This is a genomic window from Caproicibacterium amylolyticum (assembly GCF_014467055.1).
In the GTDB taxonomy this organism is placed as follows: Bacteria; Bacillota; Clostridia; order Oscillospirales; family Acutalibacteraceae; genus Caproicibacterium; species Caproicibacterium amylolyticum.
In genome coordinates this window covers 341230-354562 of sequence record NZ_CP060696.1, presented here as the reverse complement: position 1 = coordinate 354562, position 13333 = coordinate 341230, and the positions used below count along the sequence as shown (strand labels likewise).

Sequence of the window (13333 nt, the reverse complement as noted above, 5' to 3'; positions counted from 1 at the left end):
CCACTCTATAGTAAACCGCCGCAGCCTTTGGCGGGCGGTTTGCTTACCGTCCTTTACGGTTCGGCGAATTCTTACAGGCTTGTAATCTAATTATACAAACAGTAATGTGTCGGATTGCATCATAACCAGCCGTATATTTTAATTTTTTTATAGCGCAAGCCGTCAGAACGTGCTAGAATGGATGTATTCATTTACTGCAGCAAGCCATCGCAGTAAAGTTTTTGCCAGGCGCGCATACGAAATGAGTTCATTTCGCCTTAGCGAGTGCAGCAAATTTCTTTGTGTATTAATCTAGCTCTATATAAATTTGAAAGACAGGTGTATTGAGAATGGATTACCGCTTTTCTGACCGCGTCAGCAAACTGAAGCCCTCTGCTATCCGTGAAATTTTCAAGTATGCTTCCGACCCCGCTGTCATTTCCCTTTCCGCAGGCAACCCGGCACCGGATGCATTTCCGGTAGAAGCTATTCGCAAGTGCAGTGAAGATGTACTGCGTGAGCAGCCGATTGATGCCTTGCAGTACAGTGTAACCGAGGGCCTGCCCGCCTTGCGGGAGGACGTGACCGCGTTTCTGAAAAATCACTGTAACGTTGCCACCCCAGGCGACAGTGTGCTGATTACCAGCGGTGCAGAACAGATTATGGATTTGTTGAGCAAGTCCGTCATCAACGAGGGCGACACCGTTGTCTGCGAGGAACCAAGCTTTGTCGGTGCGCTCAACTCTTTCCGTTCCTACAATGCAGTGCTCAAGGGTGTCCCCATGCAGGAAGACGGCATGGACCTTGCCAAGCTGGAAGAAATTTTGAAAAGCGATTCACGTGTCAAATTCATTTACACCATTCCAAACTTCCAGAACCCAATGGGCATTACAACCAGCTGGGAAAAACGGCAGGGCATTTACGCACTCGCCAAAAAATACAATACATTGATACTGGAAGACAACCCCTACGGCGACCTGCGCTTTGCGGGCGAAGCCATTCCAGCAATCAAAACACTCGATACAGAGGGCCGCGTGCTTTACTCCGGCACGTTCAGCAAGACCATCTCCCCCGGCATGCGTGTCGGCTTTGCGGCAGGCGGCAGTGAGCTGATTCAGAAAATGGTCGTTTGCAAGCAGGGCAGCGACGTACACACCAACATCTGGAGTCAGCTGGTCATCCACCGTTTCCTGCGCGGCTGGGATTTTGAAAAGCATTTGAAAAACCTCCAGAAAATCTACGCTAAGAAATATGAAGTAGCAGACCACGCACTGAAAGAAAACGCGCCGCTGCTGCAGTATCATCCTATTCAGGGCGGGCTGTTCATCTGGTGTACTCTGCCGGATTCCATTCCCATGATTGATTACTGCAAAAAAGCAGTTCTGAATAAAGTCTGTGTGGTGCCCGGCAACGCATTCCTTACAGACGAAAACAAGCCCTGCCAGAGCTTCCGCATCAACTACTCCTCCCCGACTAATGAAGACCTCGCCCGCGGCATTGCAATTCTCGGAAAGCTGGCCGCCGAGTGGCCAAACGCTTGACAAAGCCGCCGCGCTGCCCTATAATAGCCACAAAGTAAATAAAGTAAACCTGTGAGAAAGACAAGTAAGCAGGAGCACTGCCCTGCAGAGAGCCGGAAAAGGTGCAAACCGGCGGTGCAGCTCCTGCTAAATGGACTTTTGAGGGTGAACCGAACCGCATTTTTATGCTAAGTAGGGGAACCGGGGCTTTCCGCCCGTTATCCCGGAGGGTGCAGCTTTCTGCACCGGTGAGCGGGCGTTTTGCGCCAATGTGGGTGGTACCGCAGAAGTTTCAGGCTTCTGTCCCTTGTTTTGAGGGGCAGGAGCTTTTTTATTGCAAAGATAATTCCGCTGATTCCCACTTTCATTTGTCCGTAAACTTCTTTTATATATTGATAATGCATTACAAATTCAAACACAACCATTAGGAGGAAGATAGGATGGAAAACCAAACACCAGAACGTAAAAAACGCATTTTCAGTGCAATCCAGCCAAGCGGCAGCGTTACACTGGGCAATTATCTGGGTGCTCTGAAAAACTGGGCAGCCCTGCAGGACAGCTATGATTGTATTTTCGCACTAGCAGACCTGCACACCATCACCGTGCGACAGGAACCCGCGAAACTGCGTCACAACACACTGGAAGCCTACGCACTGCTGCTTTCCTGCGGCATTGACCCTAAGCGCAGTCCGTTTTTCCTGCAAAGCCACGTTCCCGCCCACTCCCAGCTTGCGTGGATTTTGGACTGTTACACCCAGTTCGGCGAACTGCAGCGTATGACGCAGTTTAAGGACAAATCTCAAAAGCACGCCGACAACATCAACGCCGGGCTGTTTACCTACCCAAGCCTGATGGCAGCGGACATTCTGCTTTACCAGGCGGACCTTGTGCCGGTCGGTGAGGACCAGACCCAACATGTGGAGCTGACCCGCAACATCGCAGAACGCTTTAATAATGCCTACTCCCCGACCTTCACTATGCCGGACGCACTTGTACTCAAGGGCGGCCGCCGCGTGATGAGCCTGCAGGACCCCACCCGCAAAATGAGCAAGAGCGACGAAAATGTAAACGGCTGTGTCTATGTGCTGGACAAGCCGGAGGACATCATGCGCAAGTTTAAGCGTGCCATTACGGACAGCGAAGCAAAGGTTCATTACGCCGAGGGCAAAGCGGGCATCAACAACCTGATGGACATTTACGCCTGCGTCACCGGCAAAAGCTACGAGGAAATCGAGCACGATTTTGACGGTAAAGGTTACGGCGACTTCAAGCAGGCAGTCGGCGAAGCGGTTGTGGAACATCTGCGCCCAATTCAGGAACGCTTTGCACAATACAGCAGTGACAAAGCCTATCTGCAGCAGTGCTGGGACGCGGGTGCAGAGCAGGTTTCACGGATTGCAAATCGTACCCTGCAGAAAGTTATGAAAAAAGTTGGTTTTGTACTGTAATGTAAAAAACGGCTCTGCGGTCTGCTTTAAAGCAGCCGCAAGGCCGTTTCTTTTTATATTTTGAATGGAAATTTGTTTTTTACGCAGTCTAAACAGCAGGAAACAATTTTTGCCTGCATTTTCCGCCCGATTTCGCCCTTGTGCAACCCCCGAAAATGCGATATGATATTGGTTGTCTACCGCATTTTCCCTTTTTCACAGCAATCTGCACAAAAGCAGCTTGGCTTTTGTATTTTGTTAATTTACTCTGCCGTGTGAGGCAAAAGACTGGAGGAGGCTATGTCAAGATTCAAGCGCATTATTAAGAAAAATCTTTTTACGATTATTACACTTTCGATTACAATGGTGATCCTGCTGATCTTCCTGTTTCAGGGAAACAGCATTCAACAGTTAGGCTCCATTTTTAAAAGTCTGAGCGTCAGCTGGATGCTACTGGCATTTGCAACGCTGTTCGTCACCTGGCTGATGGAGGGATTTGTGGACTGGCTTTTGTGCCGGCATTTTTACCCCAAATGGACCTATGGGCGTTCGTTTATGATTGGTATGACCGGCATGCTTTACAGCGCGGTCACACCGTTTTCCACAGGCGGACAGCCTATGCAGATTTACTACATGGCGAAAATGGGCATGAAAGCCGGCCACAGTGCCGCCGTAATTTCTGTAAAGACCATCACTTACCAGATTACCATGGTCCTCTTTTCACTGATCCTGATTGGCAGTGAATTGCCGTTCTTTATTAAAAACGTGAGCAACCTAACCTTCCTCACGATTTTCGGTATTGCGTCGAACATTATCTTCATTCTGGCAGTAATTCTGGTTTCGGTAAACGCGGGATTTGTTTACCGGATGCTGCGCACAATCTTAAACGGACTTGGCAAGATTCACATTGTAAAAGAGCCGGGAAAAAAGTATGAATCCATTATTACACAGTTGGACGCTTTTCATGCCGGTTTTAAAACGATGGGCCGCAACTGGAAACTTTACCTTGTTGTCTGCCTGATTACGGTCGTGCAGATCGCCGTGAGCAGCTCGGTCACCTACTGCATTTACCGCGCTTTCCATCTGAGCAGTGCGACCCTGTGGGTCATGATTGCAGCGCAGGTCTTTTCCAATATGGTTGCCGCCTTTGTTCCGCTGCCTGGCGGCTCCGGCGGCGCAGAAGTGTCGTTCTCTGCATTTTGCCATGTTTTTTTCCAAAATCTGCTTACCCCGGCGCTGCTGGTCTGGCGGCTGCTGACCTATTATGGCTGTATTGTATTCGGCTGTATTTTCGTTTCTATCGGCGCACGCAAATATGTTGGCGCACCCCCGCCGGAGGATTACAGCAATCCGGATGGAGAAACGTCTGAAGAGGAAAAACCGGCATAATTCGGTCATGATTATATGCTAAAATGTGCTATTGTATTGCTTCGTGCGGCACTGCTTTAAACTGCCTGCTGCAGTTCTGATAACAGGAGATTTTATGCGAAAATTTTTACGGCTTGTAAAAAAGCATTTATTCACAATTATTGTCCTTTCTGTCACGATGGCAATTTTGCTCACCTCCCTGCTGAAAGAAACCGGACTTGCCGGGCTTGCACACATTCTCAGCACGCTTGACCCCGCCTGGATGTTTCTGGCCGCGGGCACGCTTGGCGTTACATGGCTGCTGGAAGGACTGTGCAACTGGCTGCTTTGCCGCCATCTTTACCCAAAGTGGACGTATGCCCGCTCATTTATGATTGGCATCACCGGCATTTTTTACGCCTCCATTACTCCCTGCTCCGCCGGTGCACAGCCGATGCAGATTTACTATATGTCAAAAATGGGCATGCAGGGCGGCAAAAGTGCCGCTATTATTTCTGCAAAAACCATTACGCATCAGGCAACTACGGTCATTTTTTCACTGCTGCTTATTTGCACCGAACTGCCGTTTTTTGTAAAAAACGTGTCAAACCTGACGCTGTTCACTGTTTTCGGGCTGGCAACAAACATCCTGTTCATTGCTGCCGTTGTACTGATTTCCGTTAATGCGGGGTTTATTTACCGGTGGCTTCATACCATAATGTGCTGGCTCGGTAAAATTCATATTTTAAAAAAACCGGAGGAAAAATATAAAACAGTCATTACACAGCTGGATTCTTTTCATGAGGGCTTCAAAACCATGGGACACAGCTGGCGGCTGTATGTGGCGGTGTGCCTGATTACGATTGTTCAGCTGGTACTCGGCAGCTTAGACACCTACTGTATTTACCGTGCATTTCATCTGCACGGCGCGTCTGTCTGGCTGATTGTTGCCGCAGAAGTCTTTGCTGCAATGGTCGTCACCTTTGTGCCGCTGCCGGGTGGTTCCGGCGGCGCGGAGCTTTCCTTTGACGCGTTCTGCCACATCTTTTTCGGCAGCATGACAACACCCGCCATGCTGGTTTGGCGTTTGCTGACTTACTATGGCAGTATTCTGTTTGGTTTTCTTTACGTTTCCATTGGCTCCCGCAAATATCTGGGTACACCGCCGCCGGAGGATTATCAGCACCCGGACTCTCAAAATGGCGATGCAGCACTTCCCACTCAAGCCAACCAGACAAACTGCGGTTCCTCCTGAATACACTGTCATAGTTCCTCTTTGATTTTTGTGGGCAGAATTTTCCGTGTTCGCAGGAGGTTAACTATGCTTAAATTGAAACAGTTTCTGAAAAAATACTGGTTCACCATACTGACACTCAGCGTTACTATGTCCATTCTGCTTGTCTTTTTGTTTAAAAAGAGCAGCCCCGGCGAGGTACTGCACCTGATGCGCAGGCTGCACCCGACTTGGCTGCTTCTGACACTAAGCACCGTTGTTGCCGCATGGCTTCTGGAAGGACTTGGATACTGGCTGCTGGGCCGCCGGCTGTGCCCGGGCTGGCGGTACGGGCAGTCCTTTTTGGTGGGCGTTTCCGGCATCTTTTATGGTTCTATCACGCCGCTTTCCTCCGGCGGGCCGCCAATGCAGATTTTTTACATGGACAAAATGGGCATGGAACCAGGCGAGAGCGCTGCGATTATTTCTGCCAAAACCATCACTTACCAGGTCACCATGTTTGTTTTTTCCCTTACGCTTATCTGTACAGCGCTGCCGTTTTTCATCCATAAAGTTTCGCACCTAATGATTTTCACCGTGTTCGGGCTGGTCACCAACATTTTATTTATTGTGGGAGTTTTGCTGGTATCTTTTAAGGGCAAAATCATTGACCGTCCACTGACGGCTGTGCTGCGTTTGCTGGCAAAGGTTCACATTGTAAAAGACCCGCAGCAGACACACAAGTCTATTGTTAGCCAGTTTGAAACCTTTCGTCAGGGCTTTCGGGTAATGGGACGTGACTGGAAGCTTTATATCGTGGTCTGTATCATCACCATTGCGCAGCTGCTGATCGGCAGCCTGGATACATACTGTATCTACCGCGCATTCGGTCTGTCCGGCGCTTCCCTGTGGCTGATGATGGCTGCAAAAGTGTTTGCCCTGATGGTTGTATCGTTTGTACCGCTGCCCGGTAATTCCGGCGGTGTGGAGGCTTCTTTTGAGGCGTTCTGCCGCATTTTCTTTGGAAGCCTGGTTACGCCCGCGCTGCTGGTTTGGCGGCTGCTGACCTACTACGGCGGCATTTTGTTTGGTTTTCTGTGTGTTTCGCTGTGTGCTCGGAAGTACGTTCCGAAAGAGGCAGAACAGAAGGAATGAAGCGGCGGGCCCGTTTTATGTATTTGGTTTCTGCGATGTGTTGGGAAGCAATGTCGGCTTCTGCGTCACCGGTCTGTCTCGCTGCAGCAGCTTTTCCAATTCAATGACCGCTATCGGGCACAAAGAAAGTGCCAGCGTAATCAGCCACTGCAGTGGGGAAAGCACCGCTGTTTTAAAGACCGCCGCCAGCGCCGGAACCGCAACAACTGCTGCCATTGCCGCTGCGCAGCCAATGGTTGCAGCCACCAGTTTGCCGTTTTTGGGGCGTCCGCGCTCAAACAGAGAATGCGTATCGCTGCGCATATTGAACGCATGTGCCAACTGTGAAAGACTAAGGACAGCAAAACCCATTGTGCGGCCGATAATTGGATTTTCCAAGCTGCAGTCAAAAAACAGCCGCCCAATCGTATAGGCAAGCAGGGACAGTGCCCCAATCAGGCACCCTTCTACAATAATGGACCAGCCTAATCCGTTAGCAAAGATGCTGCTGCCACGGCGAATCGGCTTTTTCTCCATCACATCCTGATCAATTGGTTCCACACCGAGCGCGAGCGCCGGAAAAGAATCAGTCACCAAGTTTACCCACAGCAGCTGAATTGCAACCAGCGGCAGCGGCAAACGCAGTAAAAAGCTGATAAACACGGCCAGCAGTTCGCCCACATTGCAGGAAAGCAAAAAATGAATTGTGCGGCGAATGTTGCTGTAAATACCGCGCCCTTCCCGGACCGCCTCCACAATGGTTGCAAAGTTGTCGTCTGCAAGGATCATGTCTGCGGCACCTTTAGCTACATCCGTCCCGCTGCGTCCCATGGCACAGCCAATATCCGCTGCTTTCAGCGCGGGTGCGTCATTCACGCCGTCACCGGTCATTGCCACCACTTCCCCGCGGCTCTGGAAAGCCTGCACAATGCGAACCTTATGTGCCGGAGATACACGGGCAAAAACAGAATAGTCATAAATTTTCTTTGTTAAAATATCCTGCGGCATGGCATCCAGCTCAAAGCCGGAAATCACACTGCCATTTGTTAAAATCCCCAAGGTTCGTGCAATCGCCGCCGCTGTGGCCGCATGGTCCCCGGTAATCATGACCGGTCGGATGCCCGCATGCCTGCACAAACTGACTGCTTCCCCTACTTCCGGACGCGGCGGGTCCTCCATTCCAATCAGGCCTACAAACTGCAGACCGCTTTCAAGTGATGCATCTGCAACGCCATGGAGTGTCGAAATTTCCTTAACAGCAACTGCCAGCACACGCAGTGCACGCGACGCCATCTCCCGGTTTTGCCGCGGTGCACAACCGCCGCGGCAAAGGAGCTCCAAAACATCCGGCGCACCCTTGACAATCACGCGAAAACGCCCCTCCGGTAAACGCACAACCACCGTCATGCGTTTGCGGGCGGAAGAAAAGGGCACTTCCCGCACACGTGGAAATTGGCGGTCAAGCATTTCCTTATTCTTAGCCGCTTCGCACAGTGCTATTTCGGTTGCCTCTCCAAGGATATGGCTGCCGTCTACAGTACAATTCGTACAAAGTACAGCATAGTCCAACAACTGCCGTTCACGAGGTGAATGCTCCGCTATTCTGCCGGAAGTATCGCGCATTTCCACAACCGTCATATGATTCTGTGTCAATGTGCCGGTTTTGTCGCTGCAAATCACACTGGCACTGCCCAGCGTTTCCACCGCCATCATATGCCGCACAATCGCTTTGCGCTCCGCCATGCGGCGCATACCGGCGGCCAGCACGATGGTGACCACCGCCGGCAGCCCCTCCGGTATTGCTGCAACTGCAAGAGAAATCGAGGTTAGGAACATATCCAGCGGCTGTGTACCCTGCAGCAGTCCCATTACAAAAATAATACCGCACAGTACCAATGCGCCAATCCCCAGTACCTTACCGGTTGCTTCCAGCTTTTTTTGCAGCGGTGTCTGGGGTGTTTCCTGCACAGTAAGCATTCGCGCAATGTGGCCAACCTGTGTCTGCATCCCCGTGGCAACAACAATTCCCCTGCCGTGCCCAGAAGTGACACTGGTAGAGGAATAGCACATATTTTTACGGTCGCCCAGTGGTGTCTGCGGCTGGCAGAGTACACTTTCATTCTTTTGAACAGCCTGACTTTCACCTGTTAATGCACTTTCCTGCACACGAAGATTCACAGACTGGAGTAATCGAATATCCGCCGGAACCAAATCCCCTGTATCCAAAAGCACAATATCCCCTGGTACCAGCTGCTGTGCAGGGATCTGCACAGTCTGCCCCGCACGCAGTACTTTTGCATGAGGAGCTGTTAAATCCTGCAATGCCGTCAGTGCTTTTTCGGCGCGGCTTTCCTGAACTAGTCCAATAACTGCATTTACATTGACAATCAGCAAAATAATGACTGCGTCAATATAATCCGTATCCCCCTGCGCCCACGATGTTAAAAAGGACACTGCGGCTGCCAGCAGTAAAATAATGACCATAAAATCCTTAAACTGCTCTAAGAACCTGCGCAGCAGCGATTTCCCTGGGGGCGCTTCCAAAATATTTTCACCATACTCCCGCAGTCTGTGCGCTGCCTTAGCCTGTGTTAAGCCTTCTTTTGCCGTACCAAGCTTTTTTTCACATTCCGCAGCAGTCAAGCTGTGCCACTCCATCATATTATCATCCCTCCTGCTGTTATAACTCTATGCAATATGGCTGGAATTCATTACATAAAGTAGAAATTACTGTGCTGATTTTCGCCAGCTTTTCCACTTATGCACTGTAATTATACAAAATTTTTTGTCGCCGCATGCTGCATACTACAGATCGTTTTTTTCCTTTCATGAAACCCTACATATTGAGTCTAGCTCGTTTTTATGAATTTCCCCTTTTTCTCTCTTGCATCTTTACGATAAAAAAAGTACGATTATAACTGCACAAACAGAAATATAGGGTACGGGTAAATCCGGGTTGTGATTTAACGTCACTGCCTCGAACATCAAAAAACTAACAGAAGGAGAATTAGTAGGAATGGTGAAAGAAGAAATCGGCAAAACAGCAATCGGCAACACACAGCTTGTGTACTACGTGTACAGTGCTGATGGGAGTTTTGGGGTTGGCATATCGGAAACGAAAACAGAAACTGCCACCGGCACGGTCCTCGGCGGCCGCAAGCAAGCAGTAAACTTGGCAAACACACTGCTGCGCAACCTTGTATTCCCGGATAATCTTTCAGAAATTTTGGAAGACTACAATTTACCCGAATAACTCTGCGTGCAATATATGGCTTCATCCAAAAAAGGAGGTGACACACTTTGAAGTACGTATGCGATGTATGCGGCTACGAGTATGATCCGGAAATTGGCGATCCGGATAACGGTATTGCAGCTGGTACAAAATTTGAGGATCTACCAGAAGATTGGGTCTGCCCGCTGTGCGGGGTCGGCAAAGACCAGTTTTCACCAAAAGCCGAGTAAAACATCAAACTGAAAATTAAGACAAAAAGGAAGAACCCGAAAACAAATTGCGGGTTCTTCCTTTTTGTTGTTCTGCATTTATTTCAGCATTCCTTTTTCCTTTAGGAATGCGCGGGTATGCACCGCTTCTTTCGGCAGTGGATAATACAGATTGTCTAACCATACTGTTTCATCTGTACCCAGTACCTGTGCCAACTCGCTGCCGGCTTTTGGTGTAATGCCGGACTTAGAAGTTACCAAATTAATGTGTACATCAGCTTCCGCCATATCTTTCCCAGTGTAAAGGTGCACATAAGACTTTAAAGTTTCCTCATCCGCCCGCAGCGCCTTTTGTAATTCCAGCGCTTCGGAAACGGAAAGTGACTTCTGCACTGCCTGCTTATTTCCGTTCACAAAGACGGCCTGAATATCCTCCGGCTCCAACAGGTTGACTATAAAGATGCTGTTTCGGACACCGGATAAACTCTGTATTTTTTTAATTGCCTCCCCTGTCTGTGGAGTGGTACCGACAAAATATTCCCGCTGCATCGTTTTTCCATTTTTCAAGTGGTAGGTAATCGCTACATGATAGTCATAACGCCTAGCTGTTCCATAAGTATATGGCTTGCAACTGGAAACAAAACTTTCAGAGATTGCCTTATGTGCTTTCACCAGTTCCACAATTTCATCTGCCTTGTAAATTTTGCAGGGTACCGTATGAGTGGTACCAATTTGTTGACCATCTACTATTTTTACATTGGTCATGTATCTCTCTGTATCCGCGTAACTTGATATATCCGCAGAAACTACATCTGCTGCCTGCGGGACCTGTGCGGAAAAGCCAAATACATCAAAACTGACACACAGAATTACCACCGCGCCGACCGCTGCAAATACGCCAAACGGGAGCAGCATTTTTTTGAAGTTTCGGAATCCGCGGCTGTACACTACCTCCAGCAGGACAAAGGTCAGCACACCACCAAGAATCACACCAAACAGACACATATCCGGATAAGTGCTGCCAAAAATCATGCCCATCAGCAATGCAGCAGCAGCGGAAACCAAGAATTGAATGACCAGCTTGGGTGCAGCAAAGGCAAAGCTGTTTTCGGCGCTCTCACTCTTACGGCGGCAATACAACACTGTAGCAGTGGCCAGCAGTACAACACCGCAGACACTCCACCAAACCCAGTATGCTGCACCCATCACCGGCGGCATGGTGAAAGCCGCTGACAAAATTGCACCGGCAGGTGAAAGCAGCGTATACAGCGGCTGCGTTGCATACAGCGTGCTGTTACCGCCAATGTTCAAATCTACAAAGCCGGGCAGTGTATTGCACAGCAGCGCGGAACCAACCCAGAACAGTACCGGCCACGCAAGGTTAATAATAAGAATAGACAAAATTGTATTAAATGTATTGCCGCAGCAAACGCAGACAAAAATACTGAAACTCAGCGCCGCAACCAACGGCACCGCCAACCGTAGAAACAGGCGAAGCGTTCCGCCTGCCTGCAGACCGTTTGCCGCCACAACAATGTCATTTCCTGCACAGCCCACAAAAAGCGGCAGCAGCACCGTTAGGAATGCGGCACCCCAGCGTCCCAGCAGCAGCGGTACTCTGCCCACCGGCACAGCGTGCAGCAAATCCAGTGCACGGCGGTCATGCATATAGCCAAAAAGCGTACCAATTAAAATCAGGATGACAAACAGTTCTAACAGTGCAGCCGCGCTGCCCTGCATACGCAAAGCGTTTGAAAAATCGTAGTTGTACCATGTGATTTTTTGTCCCTGCACACCTTCACGTACATGGGAAAGCTGCATGGCTGTCATCATTGGAAACAGAAGCAGGCAGGCAACCAGATTGATTCCCAGCAGCCCGCGCTCTGCTTTCAATGCCCAGAAAAAAGTTTTTCTGCCCTCGTTCAGCCGTTCAGGCAAGGATGCTGTCAATGTCATAGCCATTCACCTCCATTTCACTGATAAAGACTTCCTCGAGCGTAAGCGGCAATGCTTCCGCCGTCAGCGGATGCAGTTCCTCCAGTACTGCCAGCGCATCCGCCTGACTGTTTTTCACAACCAACTCCAGAATAGAGCCGTGCACTTTACTGGTTATAATCTGCAGTTTTGTCAGAACGGCCGGATCAATCATTGGCCGAAACACCGCCTGCACTTTGCAGATGCCAAGTTTGAGTTCATCCAACTCACGTTCAAACAACACGCCGCCCCTGTGGAACAGCCCCACATGGTCACAAAAATCCTCCAGTTCCCGCAGGTTATGGCTTGCTATAATCACCGTCATACCGCGGTCACTCACCTCTCCGGACACAATGCGTTTGAGCAGCTGCCGCATGACCGGATCAAGGCCGTCAAAGATTTCGTCCATTAAAAGGTAATCCGGCTGGCAGGCAATCGCGCAGATAATTGCCGCCTGCCGCTGCATTCCCTTGCTCATCCGGCTAATGGGCAGCTTTGGGTCAATAGGAAAAGTGCGCAGCATTTCCGCATATTTTTGTGCGTTCCACTTAGCATACAGTTTACTGTAATATTCCGCCATGCTCTGCACCGTTGCATGCGGAAAAAAGTATGGATAATCGCTGATAAAAAACACGCGCTGCTTTACGCTGCTGTTCTCAAATAGCTGGCAGTCATCCACCAGCAGTTCCCCGCCGTCCGGCGAATAAACACCGGCAAGCAGCCGCAAAAACGTGCTTTTCCCTGCCCCATTGCTGCCCACTAAGCCGTAAATAGAACCCTGCCCAATGGCAACATCGATTTTATCCAGTGCTGCTTTTGCACCAAATTTTTTGCTAAGGCCCTTTGCCTCAATCATTCTTTTCCCCTCCCAGTGCGGCCTTGACTGCCGCCAGAATTTCTTCGGCTGCAAGGCCGGAATTGCGTGCCTCGTCTACCGCAGCCACCAAGTGTTTCTTTGCGTTTTCCTGCTGCCGCGCAAGCGCGGCGCTGTCATTTGCTAAAAAAGACCCTTTGCCTGGAACAGAACAGATAATTCCGTCCCGTTCCAGCAGCTGATATGCTTTCTGCACAGTTGCGGGGTTTACTCCCATCTCCTGCGCAAGAGCCCGCACGCTGGGCAGTTGTTCCTCTCTGTTAAAGCCGCCCAGCGCCGCTAATTTGGTCACGGAATGGTACAGCTGCTCATAAATCGGCTCTCCGCTCTTATAATTCAAACTGAACACGTCATCACCTCCGGATACTTCCAGATAAACCAACTTACATACAGAATAGCACGCTACTGTATCATTGTCAATAGT

The 13333-nt window shown here is 49.8% G+C and carries 11 protein-coding genes; 7 read left to right on the top strand and 4 right to left on the bottom strand.

Going from position 1 to position 13333, the window contains the following annotated elements; genetic code table 11:
* Positions 1-329: 329 nt before the first annotated feature.
* From H6X83_RS01620 to H6X83_RS01600, 5 genes are all read left to right on the top strand, one after another.
* Positions 330-1520, top strand: coding sequence for an aminotransferase-like domain-containing protein (locus H6X83_RS01620; RefSeq protein WP_212507454.1), 1191 nt, complete (start codon positions 330-332; stop codon positions 1518-1520).
* Between the two features lie 419 nt (positions 1521-1939).
* Complete coding sequence (gene trpS / locus H6X83_RS01615) at positions 1940-2947, top strand: tryptophan--tRNA ligase (protein WP_212507453.1); 1008 nt, start codon at positions 1940-1942, stop codon at positions 2945-2947.
* Between the two features lie 279 nt (positions 2948-3226).
* The gene (locus H6X83_RS01610) at positions 3227-4315 is read left to right on the top strand and encodes a lysylphosphatidylglycerol synthase transmembrane domain-containing protein (RefSeq protein WP_212507452.1); all 1089 of its coding nucleotides are present in this window, start codon (positions 3227-3229) and stop codon (positions 4313-4315) included.
* Between the two features lie 94 nt (positions 4316-4409).
* Positions 4410-5528, top strand: coding sequence for a lysylphosphatidylglycerol synthase transmembrane domain-containing protein (locus H6X83_RS01605; RefSeq protein ID WP_212507451.1), 1119 nt, complete (start codon positions 4410-4412; stop codon positions 5526-5528).
* Between the two features lie 66 nt (positions 5529-5594).
* Positions 5595-6641 carry a lysylphosphatidylglycerol synthase transmembrane domain-containing protein gene (locus H6X83_RS01600; protein ID WP_212507450.1) on the top strand — a complete coding sequence of 349 codons (1047 nt, stop codon included), beginning with the start codon at positions 5595-5597 and terminating at the stop codon, positions 6639-6641.
* A gap of 15 nt (positions 6642-6656) precedes the next feature.
* Here the strand turns inward: H6X83_RS01600 and H6X83_RS01595 are convergent, their stop codons facing one another.
* Positions 6657-9281, bottom strand: coding sequence for a cation-translocating P-type ATPase (locus tag H6X83_RS01595; protein ID WP_246419417.1), 2625 nt, complete (start codon positions 9279-9281; stop codon positions 6657-6659).
* 355 nt (positions 9282-9636) lie between these two features.
* On the opposite strand from H6X83_RS01595, the gene H6X83_RS01590 reads away from it, so the two are divergent.
* Positions 9637-9873 carry a DUF6514 family protein gene (locus tag H6X83_RS01590; protein ID WP_212507449.1) on the top strand — a complete coding sequence of 79 codons (237 nt, stop codon included), beginning with the start codon at positions 9637-9639 and terminating at the stop codon, positions 9871-9873.
* A 47-nt stretch (positions 9874-9920) separates the two neighbouring features.
* The gene (gene rd, locus H6X83_RS01585) at positions 9921-10082 is read left to right on the top strand and encodes a rubredoxin (RefSeq protein ID WP_212507448.1); all 162 of its coding nucleotides are present in this window, start codon (positions 9921-9923) and stop codon (positions 10080-10082) included.
* Between the two features lie 78 nt (positions 10083-10160).
* Here rd and H6X83_RS01580 read toward each other — a convergent pair whose 3' ends face one another.
* Genes H6X83_RS01580 through H6X83_RS01570 form a run of 3 tightly spaced genes read right to left on the bottom strand, consistent with a single transcriptional unit; the run spans position 10161 to position 13258 of the window.
* On the bottom strand, positions 10161-12017 hold the full coding sequence (locus H6X83_RS01580) for a hypothetical protein (RefSeq protein WP_212507447.1): 1857 nt from the start codon (positions 12015-12017) through the stop codon (positions 10161-10163).
* Positions 11992-12891: an ABC transporter ATP-binding protein gene (locus H6X83_RS01575; protein WP_212507446.1), complete on the bottom strand. Its 900-nt coding sequence runs from the start codon at positions 12889-12891 to the stop codon at positions 11992-11994. Before H6X83_RS01575 ends, H6X83_RS01580 begins: the two co-directional genes overlap by 26 nt.
* Positions 12884-13258, bottom strand: a complete 375-nt coding sequence (locus H6X83_RS01570; RefSeq protein WP_212507445.1) for a GntR family transcriptional regulator — start codon at positions 13256-13258, stop codon at positions 12884-12886. The genes H6X83_RS01575 and H6X83_RS01570 overlap by 8 nt, the downstream gene beginning before the upstream one ends.
* Positions 13259-13333 lie beyond the last annotated feature (75 nt).

What these genes read in the sequence shown, in the direction of transcription:
- H6X83_RS01575 (WP_212507446.1), bottom strand. Translation starts at nt 12,891, where the DNA reads ATGATTGAGGCAAAGGGCCTTAGCAAAAAATTTGGTGCAAAAGCAGCA.
- H6X83_RS01600 (WP_212507450.1), top strand. Translation starts at nt 5,595, where the DNA reads ATGCTTAAATTGAAACAGTTTCTGAAAAAATACTGGTTCACCATACTG.
- H6X83_RS01595 (WP_246419417.1), bottom strand. Translation starts at nt 9,281, where the DNA reads ATGATGGAGTGGCACAGCTTGACTGCTGCGGAATGTGAAAAAAAGCTT.
- trpS (WP_212507453.1), top strand. Translation starts at nt 1,940, where the DNA reads ATGGAAAACCAAACACCAGAACGTAAAAAACGCATTTTCAGTGCAATC.
- H6X83_RS01610 (WP_212507452.1), top strand. Translation starts at nt 3,227, where the DNA reads ATGTCAAGATTCAAGCGCATTATTAAGAAAAATCTTTTTACGATTATT.
- H6X83_RS01590 (WP_212507449.1), top strand. Translation starts at nt 9,637, where the DNA reads ATGGTGAAAGAAGAAATCGGCAAAACAGCAATCGGCAACACACAGCTT.
- H6X83_RS01605 (WP_212507451.1), top strand. Translation starts at nt 4,410, where the DNA reads ATGCGAAAATTTTTACGGCTTGTAAAAAAGCATTTATTCACAATTATT.
- H6X83_RS01580 (WP_212507447.1), bottom strand. Translation starts at nt 12,017, where the DNA reads ATGACATTGACAGCATCCTTGCCTGAACGGCTGAACGAGGGCAGAAAA.
- H6X83_RS01620 (WP_212507454.1), top strand. Translation starts at nt 330, where the DNA reads ATGGATTACCGCTTTTCTGACCGCGTCAGCAAACTGAAGCCCTCTGCT.